The following is a 15,079-nucleotide window of genomic DNA, read 5'->3' as shown; positions in this document are numbered from 1 at the left end:
TCGAGGCGGTCACGCCGTGACCACGACCCTGCGCGTCGTCGTCGACCAGATGCTCGCCCGCGTCCCGGGCGGCATCGGCCGGTACACCGAGGAGCTGACCCGGGAGCTCATCGCGACCGCTCCGCGCGACTGCGAGGTCGAGGCCGTCGTCTCGGCGCATCCGCCCGAGAAGGAGGAGGAGCTGCGGCAGCGCCTCCCCGGTCTCGCCCGCATCCACCGACTGCACCTGGGTCGGCGCGAGCTCTCGCGGGCGTGGCAGTACGGCATCGGCATCCCGGCCGGCGGCGGCATGCTGCACGCACCCAGCCTCTTCGCACCGCTGCGGAGTCACGAGGGCCGCGAGGGCGAGCAGATCGCCGTGACCATCCACGACACCGTGCCGTGGACGCACCCCGAGACGCTGACGCCCCACGGTGCGAAATGGCACCGCGCCATGGCGAAGCGGGCGCGCAAGCACGCCGACGCCGTCGTCGTGCCCACCCACGCGGTCGCCCAGCAGCTGTCCGAGGTCCTCGATTTCGGCGACCGGCTGCGCGTGATCGGCGGCGCCGTCGGCTCCGCTCTCGTGCTGCCCGACGACGCCGACGAGCGCGCTGCGGCTCTCGGACTGCCGGACGAGTACGTCCTGAGCGTCGGGACCCTCGAGCCCCGGAAGGGCCTCGTCTCGCTGATCACGGCGTTCCAGGGCGCGTCCGCCCCGCAGATCCCCCTCCTGATCGTCGGGCCGACCGGGTGGGGCGAGCTCGACATCGCCTCGGTCGCCGACGAGCAGGGTCTGGACGAGCACCGGGTGCGCGCCCTCGGCGTGCTGAGCGACGCCGACCTCGCCGTCGTCCTGTCCCGCGCGACGCTCTTCGTCTACCCCAGCATCGCGGAGGGCTTCGGCCTCCCGGTGCTCGAGGCGATGCACTTCGGTGTGCCGGTGATCCACTCCGACGACCCCGCCCTGCTCGAGGTCGCGGCCGATGCCGGAGTGGCCGTGGAGCGCGCGGTCGCCAAGGACTACCCCGAGCGCCTCGCCCTCGCGATGAGCAGCGTGCTCGCGGACACCGCGCTGCGCGAGCGGCTGTCGATCGCCGGTCGCGACCGTGCGCGCGCCTTCAGCTGGCGCGACTCCGCCGAGCGCGTCTGGGCGCTGCACGCCGAGATCTGACGACCCGCGGGGCCCGTCGAGCTATTCCCCGGAGTCGGGGAACAGCGCCTCGCGCACCATCGAGTGCACGAGGTCGTAGTCGGGGTCCGTCGGATCGATCGCCGGCGGCACCATCTCGACCGAGGAGACCGGCAGGCCCTTGGTCTTCAGCCCCAGCTGCACGAAGTAGCCCAGCATCCCCTGCGGCACGTCGGTCTTGATGACCTGGGATCCCGCCGCGGCGACGTCCTGGAACTTCGAGAGCACGTTGGCCGGCTCGAACTGGCGCAGCAGCGCCTCCTGCACCTGGCGCTGCCGGTTCATCCGGTCGTAGTCGCTCGTCGTGTAGCGCGAGCGGGCGTAGGCGAGTGCCTGCTCGCCGTTGAAGTGCCAGTCGCCGGGGTCGATCCACTGGTTCACGCCCTGCATGACGCCGTCGGAGTCGGGCAGGCCGCCCAGCGGCAGCGGATCCGGACCCGCGTAGGTCACGTCGATCCCGCCCAGCGCGTCGATGAGCTGCGCGAAGCCCTCCATGTCGATGAGCGCGTAGTACTGCACGGGGAGGTCGAGGATCCCCTCGACCGCGTCGCGCATCGCCTCGATGCCGGGCTCGCTCCCGTCGGCGACCGCGTCCGGGTAGAGCTCGGCGTTCTTCAGCTCGACCTCGGTGTAGATGGAGTTGAGCTGGCAGACGTCGACGTTGCAGTTGTAGGTGTTGTAGCCGTCCGGGTAGAGCTCGTGCATCGGGCTCCCGTCCGGGAACGGGATGTTGTGGAAGTCGCGGGGCAGGCCGATGATCGTCGCCTCGCCGGTGGAGGCGTCGAGGCTGACGACCGAGACGCTGTCCGGGCGCAGCCCCTCCCGGTCCTCGCCGGCGTCGCCGCCGAGCAGCATGATGTTGTACCGGCCGTCGACCGGAGCCTCCATCGCGCCCCCGCCGAAGATCGACGAGAGAGTGCCGCGCGTGACGCCGAGGAGGTACGTGCCGACTCCGGCCGTGCCGACCGAGACGGCCAGCAGCGCGACGGTCGCGAACGCCAGCACCCCGCGCATCCTCGGCCGCACGCGGACGACCCGGATGAGCCGCAGGGTGTCGAGGGTCAGCACGAGCCAGACGACCGCGTAGATCACGAGCGCCGCCTGGAGCGCCAGCATCGACAGATCGAACGTCGCGAGGGTGTAGAGCCCCGTCGGGAAGACGAAGTAGAGGGCGACCGCGACCAGCAGAGCGGTCCACAGCGCGAGGGTGAACGCGAGCCCGAGCCGGCCGAGCCGGCGATTGCCCGCGAGGACCTGGGCGGAGCCGGGCACCAGGAAGTTGCCGACCAGCAGCCACCAGGCTCGGCGCGTCATGAACGTGCTGGACCGCACGTCCGGATGGCGCAGCGGCAGGGACACCGCCGTCACAGGCTCGCCACCAGGGCGTCGTTCTTCGCGGCGACCTGGGTCTCGAGGTCCGCGGCGAACGCGACGAGCTTCTCGGAGAGGGCGTCGTCGGCCGTGGCGAGGATCTTGACGGCGAGCAGCCCCGCGTTGCGGGCTCCGCCGATGGAGACGGTCGCGACGGGGACGCCGGCGGGCATCTGCACGATCGAGAGGAGGGAGTCGAGGCCGTCGAGCCGGGCGAGAGGCACCGGCACGCCGATCACGGGCAGCGGAGTCACCGCCGCGAGCATCCCGGGCAGGTGCGCGGCACCGCCCGCGCCCGCGATGATCGCCTTCAGGCCGCGCGACCGGGCGTCGCGACCGTAGGCGATCATCGCCTCCGGGGTGCGGTGCGCCGAGACGACCCGGACCTCGTGGGCCACGCCGAACTCGGACAGGGTCGTCGAGGCGGCCTGCATGACGGACCAGTCGGAGTCGGAGCCCATGACGACGCCGACGACGGGCGCAGATCCGTTCACGAGCGCGTCCGCGCTCACGTGGGGTCTCCGGCGGGGGCGGGGGTCGTCAGTCGGCTCGTCACGGCCACCATGGTACGTGTCAGTCGGTGAGAAGCGCCGCCGCGGCTCGCGCCTCGTAGACGACGCTCTCGAGCTCGTCGCCGGTCGCGTTCACGTGGCCGACCTTTTCGCCCGGGGCGCGGCTGCTTGGAGTAGTTGTGCACCTTCACGCCCGGGTGCTCGGCGAGGACGCGCGGGTAGCGATCGGTGAGGGACTCCCCCACCGGCCCGCCGAGCACGTTCACCATCACGGTCCACGGGTCCCGGCAGCCCGTCGCGCCCAGCGGCAGGTCGAGGACCGCGCGCAGGTGCTGCTCGAACTGCGAGGTCGTCGATCCGTCCATGGTCCAGTGCCCGCTGTTGTGCGGCCGCATCGCCAGCTCGTTCACCAGGATGCGGTCGTCCGTCGTCTCGAAGAGCTCGACGGCGAGGACACCGGTGACGCCCAGGCGCTCGGCGATCGACTCGGCGATCTCGGCGGCGGCCGCCGCGACACGACCGGCCGATGCCGGGGCGGGCGCGAAGACCTCGGCGCAGACCCCGTCGCGCTGGACCGACTCGACCACCGGCCAGAGCATGGTCTCGCCCGAGGGCCGGCGGGCGATGAGCTGCGCGAGCTCTCGGCGGAACTCGACCAGCTCCTCGACGAGGAGCGAGCCGCCCCGGCCGTCCTCGGCGAGCGCCTCGAACCAGTCGTCGGCCTCCGCCGCGCCGCGCACGACGCGCACCCCCTTGCCGTCGTAGCCGCCGCGCGCGGTCTTGACGACGGCGCGGCCGCCGTGATCGGCGAGGAACGCCGCCAGCTCGTCGGCCGACGAGACCTCCGCCCAGTCGGGGACCGGGAGGCCGAGGTCGGCGAGCCTGCGGCGCATGAGCAGCTTGTCCTGCGCGTAGAGGAGGGCGTCGGGACCGGGGTGCACGGCGATCCCGCGGGCGACGAGCTCGCGCAGGATCGGCTGGGGCACGTGCTCGTGGTCGAACGTCACGACGTCGACCGTCTCGGCGAACGCCAGCACGGTGGCCTCGTCGCGGTAGTCGCCGACCTGCGTCGCGGCGAGCGCCGCGGGGGCTCCCACGGTCTCGGCGAGCACGGCGATCTCGATCCCGAGCTCGACGGCCTCGGGGATCATCATCCTGGCGAGCTGGCCGCCTCCGATCACGCCGACGCGCATGGTGCTCCTCCGTCTCCGCCCGCTGGCGCGGGGCGGGACCATGGTACCGACGGGGAGTCCGGACGGATCACTCCGGCGGGAGGGGGTCCGGCCACTCCGGGACCGGCATCGGCGCCGCCGTGATCGCCTCCAGGAGCACGGAGGCGGTGAGCTCCGGGTCCGGCAGGTCCCGGAGCACGAACACGTCCTCGCCGTCCTGCACCAGGTGGACGTCCGCGCAGCGCGCCAGCCGCTGGGCCGGAGTCCGCGACACGCTCACGCTCATCCGCGGGTCGAAGTCGACGACCGCGCGGCGCACCCTGACGAGACCGCGGCGGGCGTGCAGCCTCTGCGGGGTGATCCGGTAGCGGATGCCCGCCCAGCGGGCGAGTGCCGGAGCGCAGAGGAGGAGGACGAGGACGGCGGTGCCGATCGCGATGATCCACCGCTGCAGCGCGAGGTCGAACTGCGCGGCGAAGTAGAAGCCGGTCCAGGTCAGCAGCAGGAGCCCCACGACGGGAGCGACGGCCTTCCGCGCCCGCGGGGCGAGCCGCGCGAGCTCGCGCTCCCCGGTCATCGGAGGGTGCTCACTGGCGCAGGTGCGTGACGTCGCCCGCCGAGAACGAGCGCCGTCCCGCCGGCAGATCGACGACGAGGCTCCCGTCGGCGTCGAGGGCCACGGCGTCGCCCTCGAGGACGGAGCCGTCCGGCAGCTCCACGCGGACGCGACGCCCGAGCGTGCCGCAGCGCTCCCGGACGGCGTCCGCGGTGCCCGCCGCCTCCGCGTCGCCCCGTGCCAGCAGGGGCGCGAGCAGAGCCGACAGCTCAGTGAGGTACGCCGCCAGGACCGCGTCCGCGTCGGTACTGCGGGCCCCGACGAGCGAGAGCGACGTCGCGGTCGGCACGGGCAGCTCGTCCTCGCCGAGGAGCAGGTTCACCCCGGTGCCCAGGACCACGCGCCCGTCGGGCAGCCGCTCGGCGAGGATCCCGGACGTCTTGCGCTCGTCGAGGAGCACGTCGTTGGGCCACTTCACCGCGACCGGCACGTGGACGAGCGGAGCCAGGGCCCGGGCGAGAGCGGCGCCGGCGACGAGCGGCAGCCAGCCGGCCGCCGCGGCCGGCAGAGCAGACGCGTCGACGAGGATCGACGCGGCCAGCGTGCGCCCGGGCGGCGCCTGCCACACGCGCCCGAGACGGCCGCGGCCGGCGCGCTGGTCGTCGGTGGCGACGACGGACAGGTGCGGCCACCCGGCGGGATCCGCCGTCGCTCGCTCGCGGAGGACGTCGTTCGTCGACCCCGCGCTCTCGAGCCAGAGCACCTGCGGGGAGACGGAGCGGGAGAGCGGGAGCTGCATCCCGCCACGGTACCCGCGCCTCCCGTCCGCCCGCTGGAGCAGCGGTGCTTGTCGACATCCTCCCGTCCCGGGCCGCGCTCCCTGTGGCCGGACGACAAGGGGGCCGCCCCCACCCCCGCCGGTAAGGTGAGCGGGTGACCGCGAACATCGAACGTCCCGCGCCCGACATGTACACGACCGCGGGGAAGATCGCCGACCTCAAGGCCCGATACCACGAGGCGGTCACCGCGAGCGGCGAGGCCGCGATCCAGAAGCAGCACGCCAAGGGCAAGATGACGGCCCGCGAGCGCATCGACACGCTGCTGGACCCGGGATCGTTCGTGGAGCTGGACGAGTTCGTCCGCCACCGCACCCACGCCTTCGGCATGGAGAAGAAGCGGCCCTACGGCGATGCCGTGGTCACCGGCACCGGCACCATCCACGGCCGTCAGGTCGCGGTCTACTCGCAGGACTTCACGATCTTCGGCGGCTCCCTCGGCGAGGTCGCCGGCGAGAAGATCATCAAGGTGATGGATCTGGCCCTGAAGACGGGCGTCCCGATCATCGGCATCCTCGACTCCGGCGGAGCGCGGATCCAGGAGGGCGTCGTCGCCCTGGGCAAGTACGGCGAGATCTTCCGGCGCAACACCGCGGCGAGCGGCGTGATCCCCCAGATCTCGATCATCTGCGGACCGGCGGCCGGTGGCGCCGTCTACTCCCCCGCGCTGACCGACTTCGTGATCATGGTCGACAAGACCAGCCAGATGTTCGTCACCGGCCCCGACGTGATCAAGACCGTCACGGGCGAGGACGTGGGCATGGAGGAGCTGGGCGGGGCGCTCACGCACAACAAGATCTCGGGAGTCTCGCACTACCTCGCGAGCGACGAGAACGACGCGCTCGACTACGCGCGTACGCTGCTCTCCTTCCTCCCCGACAACAACCTCTCGCAGGCCCCGGTCTTCGACAACGAGGTCGACCTCGAGACCACCGACTCGGACCGCTTCCTCGACACGGTCATCCCGGACAGCCCCAACCAGCCGTACGACATGCGCGCCGTGATCGAGCACATCGTCGACGAGGGCGACTTCCTCGAGGTGCAGCCGCTGTTCGCCCCCAACATCGTCATCGGCTTCGGCCGGGTCGAGGGCCGCTCGGTCGGCATCATCGCGAACCAGCCGAGCGCCATGGCCGGCACCCTCAACATCGAGGCTGGAGAGAAGGCCTCGCGCTTCGTCCGCTTCTGCGACGCGTTCTCCCTCCCGATCCTCACCCTCGTCGACGTGCCCGGCTACCTCCCCGGCACCGATCAGGAGTGGACCGGCGTCATCCGCCGCGGCGCCAAGCTGCTCTACGCGTACGCCGAGGCGACGGTGCCGCTGGTCACCGTCATCCTGCGCAAGGCCTACGGCGGCGCCTACATCGTCATGGGCTCCAAGCAGCTGGGAGCCGACATCAACCTCGCGTGGCCCACCGCCGAGATCGCGGTCATGGGCGGCCAGGGTGCGGTCAACATCCTGTACCGCACCGAGATCAAGAAGGCCGAGGAGGCGGGCGAGGACGTCGCCGCCGTCCGCACGCGCTTGGCGAACGAGTACACGTACAACGTGGCGAGCCCGTTCCTCGCCGCCGAACGCGGCGAGCTGGACGGGGTCATCGAGCCCTCCGCGACCCGGGTCAGCGTGATCAAGGCGCTGCGGGCACTGCGCACCAAGCGCGCGAACCTGCCCGCGAAGAAGCACGGCAACATCCCGCTCTGAGGCGTCGGCGGCAGCGGCCCCCGGGCCGCGCCGCCGCCCTGTTAGCGTGGGCGCCGACGGCATCGACCGTCGGCGACGGAGGGAGGGCGAGGATGACCGCGGACTCCCTCGCCCGCCTGTCGATCTCGTACACCGACGACTTCCCGGTGCGGGGTGCCGCCATCTCGACCATCGGCTCCTCCTTCGGGGGCGAGACCGTCTCGGCGACCGACGACGTCGCCGCTCGGCTCGACGAGATCCAGCTCGACCTCGGCGAGGGACCCTGCTGGGAGGCCTCCCCGCCGGAGGACCCCGGTGCTCGTCGTCGACGTCCGGGCCGAGGCCGACCGCTGGCCGCTGTTCTCGGCGGAGGCGGGTCTGCTGCCACTGGCCTCGGTCTACGCCTTCCCGCTGCGCATCGCCGGGCTCGACGTGGGAGTGGTGGACCTCTACAACGTCCGCGCCGCCCCCCTCTCGACGGCTGACATCGAGCGCATCCGCTCCCGATCTCCCGGAACGGCCCTGCGCGTCGTCGCCCAGGTGCTCACCGACGACGCGGGCGAGGCGAGCGCCAACGTGCACTCGCGGCGGCTCGTCCACCAGGCGACGGGCATGATCCTCGCCCGTCACGGCATCACTGCCGACGAGTCGCTCCTGCTGCTCCGGGCCCACGCGTTCGCCCAGGGCCGCCCGGTCTCGGAGGTCGCCGAGGAGATCGTCGACCGCCGCACCGGCTTCCCCCTCCTCCCCCTCGAAATCTAGGATCGACAGCATGGCGGCCCGCACACGGGAGCACGACCTCATCGAGACGTTCGTGACTCTCTCCGACACCCTCGTCGACGACTACGACACGGTCGAACTGCTCCAGACCCTCGTCGACCGCAGCGTCTCGCTGTTCGACGCGGCGTCCGCGGGCATCGTCCTGCGCGATGCGAACGGGGTCGCCGAGGTCCTCGCGTCGACGGACGAGGACTCGCGGCTGATCGGGCTCCTCCAGCTCCGCGAGGAGGCCGGGCCCTGCCTCGAGTGCCTCACCACGGGCGAGGCGATCATCGTCGCCGACATCGAGGACGTGCGAGCGGCGTGGGGGCCCTTCCGCGATCGGGCCCTCGAGCTGGGGCTGCGCTCCGTTCACTGCGTGCCCATGCGGCTGCGGAACGAATGCATCGGCTCGCTGAACCTGTTCCGCACGGAGACGGGGACGCTGCCCGACGAGGACGTCGCCGTCGTGCAGGCGTTCGCCGACGTCGCCACGATCGGGATCCTGCACCAGCGCGCGCTCGTCGAGAGCGACACCGTGCGCAGCCAGCTCCAGCACGCTCTGAACAGCCGGGTGCTGATCGAGCAGGCCAAGGGAGCCGTCGCCTACGCCCGCGAGATCTCGCCCGACGAGGCGTTCCAGCTCCTGCGGCGGCACGCCCGCTCGCACTCGACCGCGCTCACCGTCGTCGCGGGCCGGGTCGTGGCGGGCGAGCTGCGCCTGTAGGCGGGCGCCGACCGCACCGAGCGACCGGCGGTTCAGGCCGCGGTCGTCTCCGAGACAGCCTCCCGAGCCTCCGGGCGTGCGCCCAGTGCGCGAGCGAAGGCGAGGGCGTCGCGCGCCGAGAGGTCGGGCAGGTACGCGCGGGCGAGGGCGGTCCCGATCTGCGGGAGGCGCAGCGCGTCGGGGTACGCGAGCCAGAGGCCTTCGTAGCGGGGGTGGAACTTCGCCTTGAAGCGGAACAGCGACGTGAATCCGTACGCCGGTTCGAGAGTCCGCGCGAGGAACTCGAGCAGCCGCGAGAGCACGGTCGGCTCCGGCGGCTCCTCGCCGTCCGCGACCGGAGCGGTCGCGAGCGGCGCACCCGAGAGCGAGACGAACTCGGCACCGTCCTCCTTCGCCCGCAGGGCCGCCGAGGCGATCAGGAACTCCATGATCCCCGGCATCGCATCGTCCGAGCGGCGCATGAAGTCGAGGGTCCAGCCGACGACGGCGCCCTCGCGGCGCACCGGCAGCCAGCTGGTGACGCCCTGCAGGACGCCGTCGGGGCCGACGGCGAGCAGGAGGGCGACCTCGGGATCGCGCGCCTCGTCGAGACCGCCCAGCGTGAAGCCCATCTCGGGCAGCGCCTTCTCGGCGACCCAGCGCTCCGAGAGGTCGACGACGCTGTTCGCGGTGGCGAGCGACAGCTCCGGCCAGGTGGTCCACTCGGCCCGGATGCCGAGCTTCAGACCGCGATTGAGCGGGTAGCGCACCTTCTGCCACTGCTTGCCCGTGAGCTCGAAGCCGGCGAGGTCGATCACGGTCTCCTCGCCGACCGAGACCGCGGACCAGCCGAGGGCGCCGAGCACGGGCAGCAGCTCGTCGTGCACGCTGTAGAAGACGGGCGACCAGCCGTGCTCGTCGCAGTGACGGAGGAAGCCGTCGACCACCTCGCGGCGGCACCCGGGAGCGCAGGCAGGATCGGACAGGGCGATCGCCACCCCTCCCACGACGCGGTAGGCCACGCCGCCCTCGCCGTCCGGAGCGATCCAGTGGTCGTTGCCCTGCCACGTGCCCTGATGACCCAGGCTGCCGGCACCGTGCCGGGCCAGGATCCCGCGGTACCGCGCCTCGTCGCCGTGCAGCCGCTCGGCGTCCGTCGCCCGCAGCAGCGCCAGGACGGCGATGATGACCACGAGCCAGAACACCGGTCCGACCCACTCGAAGACGGACCGCGCGAGCGGCTCCCGGGGCACGGCGATCCGTCCGGCTCCGCCCAGGAAGACCACGGGGACGAAGCGCAGCAGGCCGTCCACCACGAGCCGGGCCGTGCCGACGGCCGGCTCGAAGCTCGACCGCGCGGCGAAGGCGAGGGCCAGGCAGCCGCCCAGCCCGACGGCGAAGGACGCGGCGACGACGCGCCGCCAGCGTCGGGCGGCCGCGCGCGGGGCGCGGATCCGGAAGTGGCGCCGCCCGCCGATGAGGAGCGCCATCACCGCGAGCGGCACCAGAACGGTCGTCGCCACCCAGAGCAGGTACTCGGTGTAGTGCGCGAATTCGGGGTGCCGTGCCGTCCGCTGGAGCGAGAGGACGTCGAGCACGACGATGGCGCCGTTCACACCGAGGGCGAGGACGAGCCCGAGGCGCCGCCCGGACCGCAGGCCTCCGGCGGCCACGAGCAGCAGGACCATCGGCACGAAGGCCAGCAGGATCGCTCCGGGCTCGGCGAGGCTGAGCCTGACGTGGTGCGTGCAGTGCCGCGCGAGGCGGGTGCACGGGTCCTCGAGGTCACCCGTCCCGGTGAACGCGTTCTGGAGCAGTCGGCCGAGGAACGAGAAGGGACCGTACCCGGAGTCGGAGAGCACGGCCACCAGCGGTCCCAGAGCGGTGACCGCCACGATCACGGCGAGGAGGCCCCGCGACTCGCGATGCGAGCTGGGTGCGATCCGGCGGGGGCGGAGCCCTGCGACTCCGCCCGACAGGACCGCGCCGAGCACGAGACCCGCGAGCCCGGCGAGCAGGCGGTGGACGTCGGCGGAGTCGCCGGCGTAGAGCACGAACATCAGCACGACGGCGAAGGTCGTCACCCGCAGTCTGCGGCGCCACAGCGCACCCGTGACGGCCGTGGAAGCCATCAGCGCGCCGACCGCCCCGATCAGAGGATCGAAGGTGAGGTCGCCGAGGGTGTCGCTCGCCCACCACTCGCCTGCCGCGGCTCCCACGACCTGCAGGAGCGACCCGGTCGTCACTCCGATCGCGCCCGTGACGACGAACGAGAGCGCGGTGCGCAGCGGCCCGAGGCGCCGTTCGGCGATCACGAGCACCAGGAGCACCAGGACCGCGTCGAGGACGAGCTGCAGCGGATCCGAGGCGATGAGCAGAGCCGTCACCGCCGTCCAGGGGCGCCCGGCGAGGGTCGTGCCCGGTCCCGCGGCCCACGTCTGCCCGGTGAGCGCCGAGGCGGGTCCCGCCGTCGTTCCGGCGAGGGTGCTCGCGACCAGGAGGAGGGACACGACCGCCACGGCGACGGGCGAGCGGCGCGCCCCCGCGATCACGGAGCGGGCGGCGGCGGAGGCGCGCGGAGGGATCCACGACGGCACGATGGGACTCCCGGTTCGAGAACGGTGCGGTCGTCGCTCCAGCGGCGTCCGGCGTCAGCATAATGACACCCCGCCGCGCGTCGGCCGCGAGTGGCATGCGGTACCGTCGCGGGATGAGTGCTCAGGACTCCTCCCCCTCCGTCGTGATCTCCACCCCCGGTCTCGGCGATCGCGAGATCGCCGCTGTGACCGCTGTCGTCACCGCCCTCGCCGCTCAGGCGGCCGACGTGCCGGAGGAATCGGCCGAGCTCGTGAGCGGCTGGAACGACCGCTCGAACGCCGTCCGCGCGCCGCTGCACCCTGGCCCCGGAGCCTGGCGCTCGTTCTCCGGCTGAGCCCCACCGGGCAGCTGTCGCCCGTCCAGGGGGACGCCTTCCGTAGGAGCCTCGAATTTGTACCCCGATTAGTCCCCTAAAGTGACGACTATCTGGGGGCGTCCGGACTGAGCATGATTATCCGTGTTAGGTGTTCACTCCTCGGAGAGAGCATCGCCAATCACTCGCCGACCAGGGTAACGAGGCGGGTGTTTTGGGGGCGAGTGAGGGCGATATTCGGGTTATTGCCCTCACTCGGGGTTTGACGGCGGGCTGGGCCCCCTCTTCGGAGGAGTGGACAGCCCGCCGCACTCTTTTAACCGGTCCGTTCCGGTGCCCCGGTGCGGCACGGTTCCGCGATCGGGTCGGGCGGGGAGCGACGTCAGGCGGGCTCCTCGTCGACGGCGGCGCACCTCCGAGACCCCCGAGGCCGGGAGGCTACGCGCCGCGCCCGTCGCGGCGGATCTCGACCCAGGCGTCGACCTCGTCCGCGGAGTCGTCGGAGCCCAGCGCGCCGGCACTGCCGTCGTCCGCCGTCCGCAGACCGACCACCGTCACGGCCGACGGCGAGTCGGCGGAGGCGGTCCGCACGACGATGCGGTCCACGCCGTCGCGGATCCCTCCGAGCGCCTGGGCGAGCTCGCTCAGCACGCGACTGCTCTCCTCCTCGGAAGTGTGGTCGAGCCCGCCGTCATCGAGCACCGAGACGGTCACTCCCCGTCGACGCGCGTCGAGGACCAACCGGCGGACCCGGTCGTCCAGCAGCCGCCGGCCCCGGATCTCGTCGCGCACGGACGCCTCGAGGAGACGGCACTCGCGGCGCTCCTCGTCCGACAGCCCCGAGCCGCCCGTGGCGATGCGGCGGAGCATCTCGGAGGCGATGGCGCGGGTCTGATCCAGGCGCACCTCGCGCTCGGAGAGGTGCGCCTCCTCCGCCGCCCGCCACGACGTCGCCGCGCGTTCGGCCGCCTCGAGGACGCGCGCCTCCGAGCCGGCCCGGCCGAGCTCGATGATGAGCAGCTGCGCGATCCCGACCCAGGCGAGACCGCCGATGACGCCGAGCGTCGCGAGGGCGATCGGGCCGGCCCACACCACGGTGTGGACGGCGAGGAAGAGCATGCCTGCCCAGGCGAAGGCGGGGCGGCTGCGCGCGCAGACGATGGTCATGAGCGTGCCGACAGCCGCGATGTACCACGTGGAGTACCCGTTCGACGCGGTGGGGGTCCTGCGTCGGTGCGACCAGGAGCGGGAGGGCGATCGCGACCGCCGTCATTCCGGCGGCGAGCGCCGACTCCATCCGGGTCGTCGATCCCGGCCACAGGGCGAGGACGGTCGCCGCGACGTAGACGGCGACCGCGACCAGGTCGAAGACGCTCGCGGGCGAGTTCCGGAACGAGAAGAAGGCGAGGACGACGTGGTAGAGCGAGAAGCCGGCGCCGAGCGCGTAGAGCAGCGGTCGCGGGTAGGCGATCACGAGCGCGCTCCCGACCGGACCGCCTGCGCGGCCGCGGTCCAGGCGATGCTGACCCGCGTGCCCCGCCCCGGACTCGACTCGACCCCGGCCTCTCCGTCGACGTTGTGGACCCGCTCGAGGATCGAGAGGCGGATCCCGAGGCGCTCGCGCGGCACCTCGGACACCCGGAAGCCCCGTCCGTCGTCCTCGACCACGACCGCGACCGCATCTCCGCGGAGCAGCCCGGTGACGCTCCTGCGCACCCGATCGCTCGGGCCTGCGTGCTGGACGCTGTTCGTGAGCGCCTGCCACACCGCGCCGAGCACGGCCTCGGCGACCGCGCGCGGGACCGCGTCGGTCCTCCCGTCGGCACCGTCGGCGATCCGCACGTCGTTCACCGCCGAGAACGTGGAGGCGGCGTGCGCGAGCTGACGCTCGACCAGCTCGAGGGGCACCGCTCCCTCCGCCACCTCCGACTCCTTCTCGGGGAGCAGGACCGCCAGCGTCCGCCGCGCCATGGAGGCGACGAGCGAGCGCTCGGCCGGCGACTCGGCGGTGGCCGCGGCGAGCAGAGTGGCCAGCACGTTGTCGTGCACGAGAGCGTCGACCTCGATCCGCTCGACCTCGCCCGCGTGCTGGCGCATGGCGGCCTCGTACTGCTCCATCGCGGTCGTCTGGGCCCGATCGACCTCGTCGGCCGACTGACGCAGCACCGTGATGAGGACCATCATGACGAAGCCCACGATGCCGACGTAAAAGGCGTCGAGCACCGCGCGGGTCGGCTCCGCCGCGCCACCGGCGGGGAGCACGCGCAGGACGCCGAAGAGGACGGGGGTGAGGACCGCGTACACGATGACGACGCGCAGCGGAGCGACCACGGTGCAGAAGGCGGTCCCGATCGTCAGCAGGTAGTAGACCCAGGGCGTGTCCGTCGCGACGCCCGGCTGGACCGCGAGCGGCCAGGTCAGGAGCGCGATCAGGAGGCCGCCGGCGGCGAGCACGGCGGTGACCCTGGTGCCGCGCCCCAGCACGGCGGTGACGACCGACGCCGCCATCGCACCGAAGACGAGCACGAGCACCGGCCACGCGACCGCGGGCACGAGGTCCGGCAGCTGGTTCAGGATCGGCGGGATCGTCTGCAGGGCGAAGCCGAAGCCGAAGAACGAGACGACCGTGCCGATGATGCGGTCGATGCGCGTCCGGTTGGCGTGCGCGCGGGCGGGAGCGACCTCAGCGGCCGACATCGCCGTCGTCCGGATCGATGCCGGGCAGGATCCCGTCCTCCACGGCGCGGCGCAGGAGGTCGACCTTGGTGGGCGCCGGCCGGCCGATCTCGACGTACTTGTCGCGGATCCGGTCGAGGTACTCCTTGGCCGTCGACACCGAGATCTGCAGCCGGTCGGCGACGAGCTTCAACGGCAGACCGGAGGCGTACAGGTGCAGGACATCGCGTTCGCGGCGACCCAGCACGGCCCGGGCGAAGTCGTCGTCGGCGTCGATCGCCGACGCCCACTCGAGGTTGTTCAGCACCTCGCCCCGGGCGACCGTCCGGATCGCGGCGACGACCGTCGACATCGGGGAAGACTTCGGGATCACGCCGGCGGCACCGGCGGCGAGCGCCTCCCGCACCGCGACGACCCGGTCGGCGATGCTGTGCACGAGGACGGCGGATCCGCGGACCTGGCCCCACTTCACGTTGGCGGTGATGCTCGATCCGTCGTTCAGCGAGAGGTCCAGGACCAGGACCTCGATCTCGGCTCCGCCGACCACCTGCTCGAGCGCTCGGACCGTCTCTGCGGCGGCGACCACGTGCATCCCCGCGGCATCGATCGCGGCGGCGACCCCGAGGCGCACCGACTCGTGGTCGTCGACGATGGCCACGCGCACGCGCGGATCCTCGGCGGGCTCAGCGTTCATCCGTCCACTCCATCGGGGATCATCGTAGCGAGGG

General features: G+C 72.5%; 13 protein-coding genes and 1 pseudogene. 5 read left to right on the top strand and 9 right to left on the bottom strand.

Translation table 11 applies throughout. The features are described 5' to 3' along the window. The first annotated feature begins 16 nt into the window (after positions 1-16). Entirely contained in the window at positions 17-1,153 is a 1,137-nt protein-coding gene (locus tag AC0CID_RS00650; RefSeq protein ID WP_307786046.1) for a glycosyltransferase family 4 protein, read from the top strand. A 21-nt stretch (positions 1,154-1,174) separates the two neighbouring features. On the opposite strand, the gene AC0CID_RS00645 is transcribed toward AC0CID_RS00650, so the two are convergent. The 5 genes and pseudogenes from AC0CID_RS00645 to AC0CID_RS00625 form a co-directional block, all read right to left on the bottom strand. Beyond that, a complete protein-coding gene (locus AC0CID_RS00645) occupies positions 1,175-2,485 on the bottom strand; it encodes an LCP family protein (protein WP_465225423.1) in 1,311 nt (436 codons plus the stop codon). Positions 2,486-2,535: 50 nt separating this feature from the next. Then, a complete protein-coding gene (gene purE / locus AC0CID_RS00640) occupies positions 2,536-3,003 on the bottom strand; it encodes a 5-(carboxyamino)imidazole ribonucleotide mutase (RefSeq protein WP_465228018.1) in 468 nt (155 codons plus the stop codon). Positions 3,004-3,115: 112 nt separating this feature from the next. Continuing rightward, a pseudogene (locus AC0CID_RS00635) lies at positions 3,116-4,289 on the bottom strand (5-(carboxyamino)imidazole ribonucleotide synthase). A gap of 25 nt (positions 4,290-4,314) precedes the next feature. Beyond that, positions 4,315-4,803, bottom strand: coding sequence for a PH domain-containing protein (locus AC0CID_RS00630; protein ID WP_465225422.1), 489 nt, complete (start codon positions 4,801-4,803; stop codon positions 4,315-4,317). A 10-nt stretch (positions 4,804-4,813) separates the two neighbouring features. Continuing rightward, positions 4,814-5,581 (bottom strand): biotin--[acetyl-CoA-carboxylase] ligase, encoded by a 768-nt coding sequence (locus AC0CID_RS00625; protein WP_465225421.1) that lies wholly within the window; start codon positions 5,579-5,581, stop codon positions 4,814-4,816. A 167-nt stretch (positions 5,582-5,748) separates the two neighbouring features. On the opposite strand from AC0CID_RS00625, the gene AC0CID_RS00620 reads away from it, so the two are divergent. The 3 genes from AC0CID_RS00620 to AC0CID_RS00610 all read left to right on the top strand — a co-directional run bounded on the left by AC0CID_RS00620 (position 5,749) and on the right by AC0CID_RS00610 (position 8,785). After that, positions 5,749-7,320 (top strand): acyl-CoA carboxylase subunit beta, encoded by a 1,572-nt coding sequence (locus AC0CID_RS00620; protein WP_207402922.1) that lies wholly within the window; start codon positions 5,749-5,751, stop codon positions 7,318-7,320. Between the two features lie 294 nt (positions 7,321-7,614). Next, entirely contained in the window at positions 7,615-8,061 is a 447-nt protein-coding gene (locus AC0CID_RS00615; protein ID WP_465225420.1) for an ANTAR domain-containing protein, read from the top strand. Positions 8,062-8,071: 10 nt separating this feature from the next. After that, entirely contained in the window at positions 8,072-8,785 is a 714-nt protein-coding gene (locus AC0CID_RS00610) for a GAF and ANTAR domain-containing protein (protein WP_465225419.1), read from the top strand. A gap of 32 nt (positions 8,786-8,817) precedes the next feature. On the opposite strand, the gene AC0CID_RS00605 is transcribed toward AC0CID_RS00610, so the two are convergent. Further along, a complete protein-coding gene (locus AC0CID_RS00605) occupies positions 8,818-11,361 on the bottom strand; it encodes a bifunctional lysylphosphatidylglycerol flippase/synthetase MprF (RefSeq protein WP_465225418.1) in 2,544 nt (847 codons plus the stop codon). 113 nt (positions 11,362-11,474) lie between these two features. Between AC0CID_RS00605 and AC0CID_RS00600 the strand changes: the two genes are divergently transcribed. Continuing rightward, the gene (locus AC0CID_RS00600) at positions 11,475-11,696 is read left to right on the top strand and encodes an acyl-CoA carboxylase subunit epsilon (protein WP_207402884.1); all 222 of its coding nucleotides are present in this window, start codon (positions 11,475-11,477) and stop codon (positions 11,694-11,696) included. Between the two features lie 417 nt (positions 11,697-12,113). Here AC0CID_RS00600 and AC0CID_RS00595 read toward each other — a convergent pair whose 3' ends face one another. From AC0CID_RS00595 to AC0CID_RS00585, 3 genes are all read right to left on the bottom strand, one after another. Continuing rightward, positions 12,114-12,842, bottom strand: a complete 729-nt coding sequence (locus tag AC0CID_RS00595) for a hypothetical protein (protein ID WP_465225417.1) — start codon at positions 12,840-12,842, stop codon at positions 12,114-12,116. A 303-nt stretch (positions 12,843-13,145) separates the two neighbouring features. Further along, a complete protein-coding gene (locus AC0CID_RS00590) occupies positions 13,146-14,372 on the bottom strand; it encodes a sensor histidine kinase (RefSeq protein ID WP_465225416.1) in 1,227 nt (408 codons plus the stop codon). Further along, positions 14,359-15,045 carry a response regulator transcription factor gene (locus AC0CID_RS00585; protein WP_465225415.1) on the bottom strand — a complete coding sequence of 229 codons (687 nt, stop codon included), beginning with the start codon at positions 15,043-15,045 and terminating at the stop codon, positions 14,359-14,361. Before AC0CID_RS00585 ends, AC0CID_RS00590 begins: the two co-directional genes overlap by 14 nt. Positions 15,046-15,079 lie beyond the last annotated feature (34 nt).

The organism is Rathayibacter sp. AC451 (genome assembly GCF_979253095.1).
This window is presented reverse-complemented; position numbering and strand designations above follow the sequence as displayed.

Excerpts from the sequence above, each read along its gene's own strand:
- AC0CID_RS00645 (WP_465225423.1), bottom strand. The coding sequence starts at position 2,485 with ATGACGCGCCGAGCCTGGTGGCTGCTGGTCGGCAACTTCCTGGTGCCC.
- purE (WP_465228018.1), bottom strand. The coding sequence starts at position 3,003 with ATGGGCTCCGACTCCGACTGGTCCGTCATGCAGGCCGCCTCGACGACC.
- AC0CID_RS00630 (WP_465225422.1), bottom strand. The coding sequence starts at position 4,803 with ATGACCGGGGAGCGCGAGCTCGCGCGGCTCGCCCCGCGGGCGCGGAAG.
- AC0CID_RS00625 (WP_465225421.1), bottom strand. The coding sequence starts at position 5,581 with ATGCAGCTCCCGCTCTCCCGCTCCGTCTCCCCGCAGGTGCTCTGGCTC.
- AC0CID_RS00620 (WP_207402922.1), top strand. The coding sequence starts at position 5,749 with ATGTACACGACCGCGGGGAAGATCGCCGACCTCAAGGCCCGATACCAC.
- AC0CID_RS00610 (WP_465225419.1), top strand. The coding sequence starts at position 8,072 with ATGGCGGCCCGCACACGGGAGCACGACCTCATCGAGACGTTCGTGACT.
- AC0CID_RS00600 (WP_207402884.1), top strand. The coding sequence starts at position 11,475 with ATGAGTGCTCAGGACTCCTCCCCCTCCGTCGTGATCTCCACCCCCGGT.
- AC0CID_RS00595 (WP_465225417.1), bottom strand. The coding sequence starts at position 12,842 with ATGACCATCGTCTGCGCGCGCAGCCGCCCCGCCTTCGCCTGGGCAGGC.
- AC0CID_RS00590 (WP_465225416.1), bottom strand. The coding sequence starts at position 14,372 with ATGTCGGCCGCTGAGGTCGCTCCCGCCCGCGCGCACGCCAACCGGACG.
- AC0CID_RS00585 (WP_465225415.1), bottom strand. The coding sequence starts at position 15,045 with ATGAACGCTGAGCCCGCCGAGGATCCGCGCGTGCGCGTGGCCATCGTC.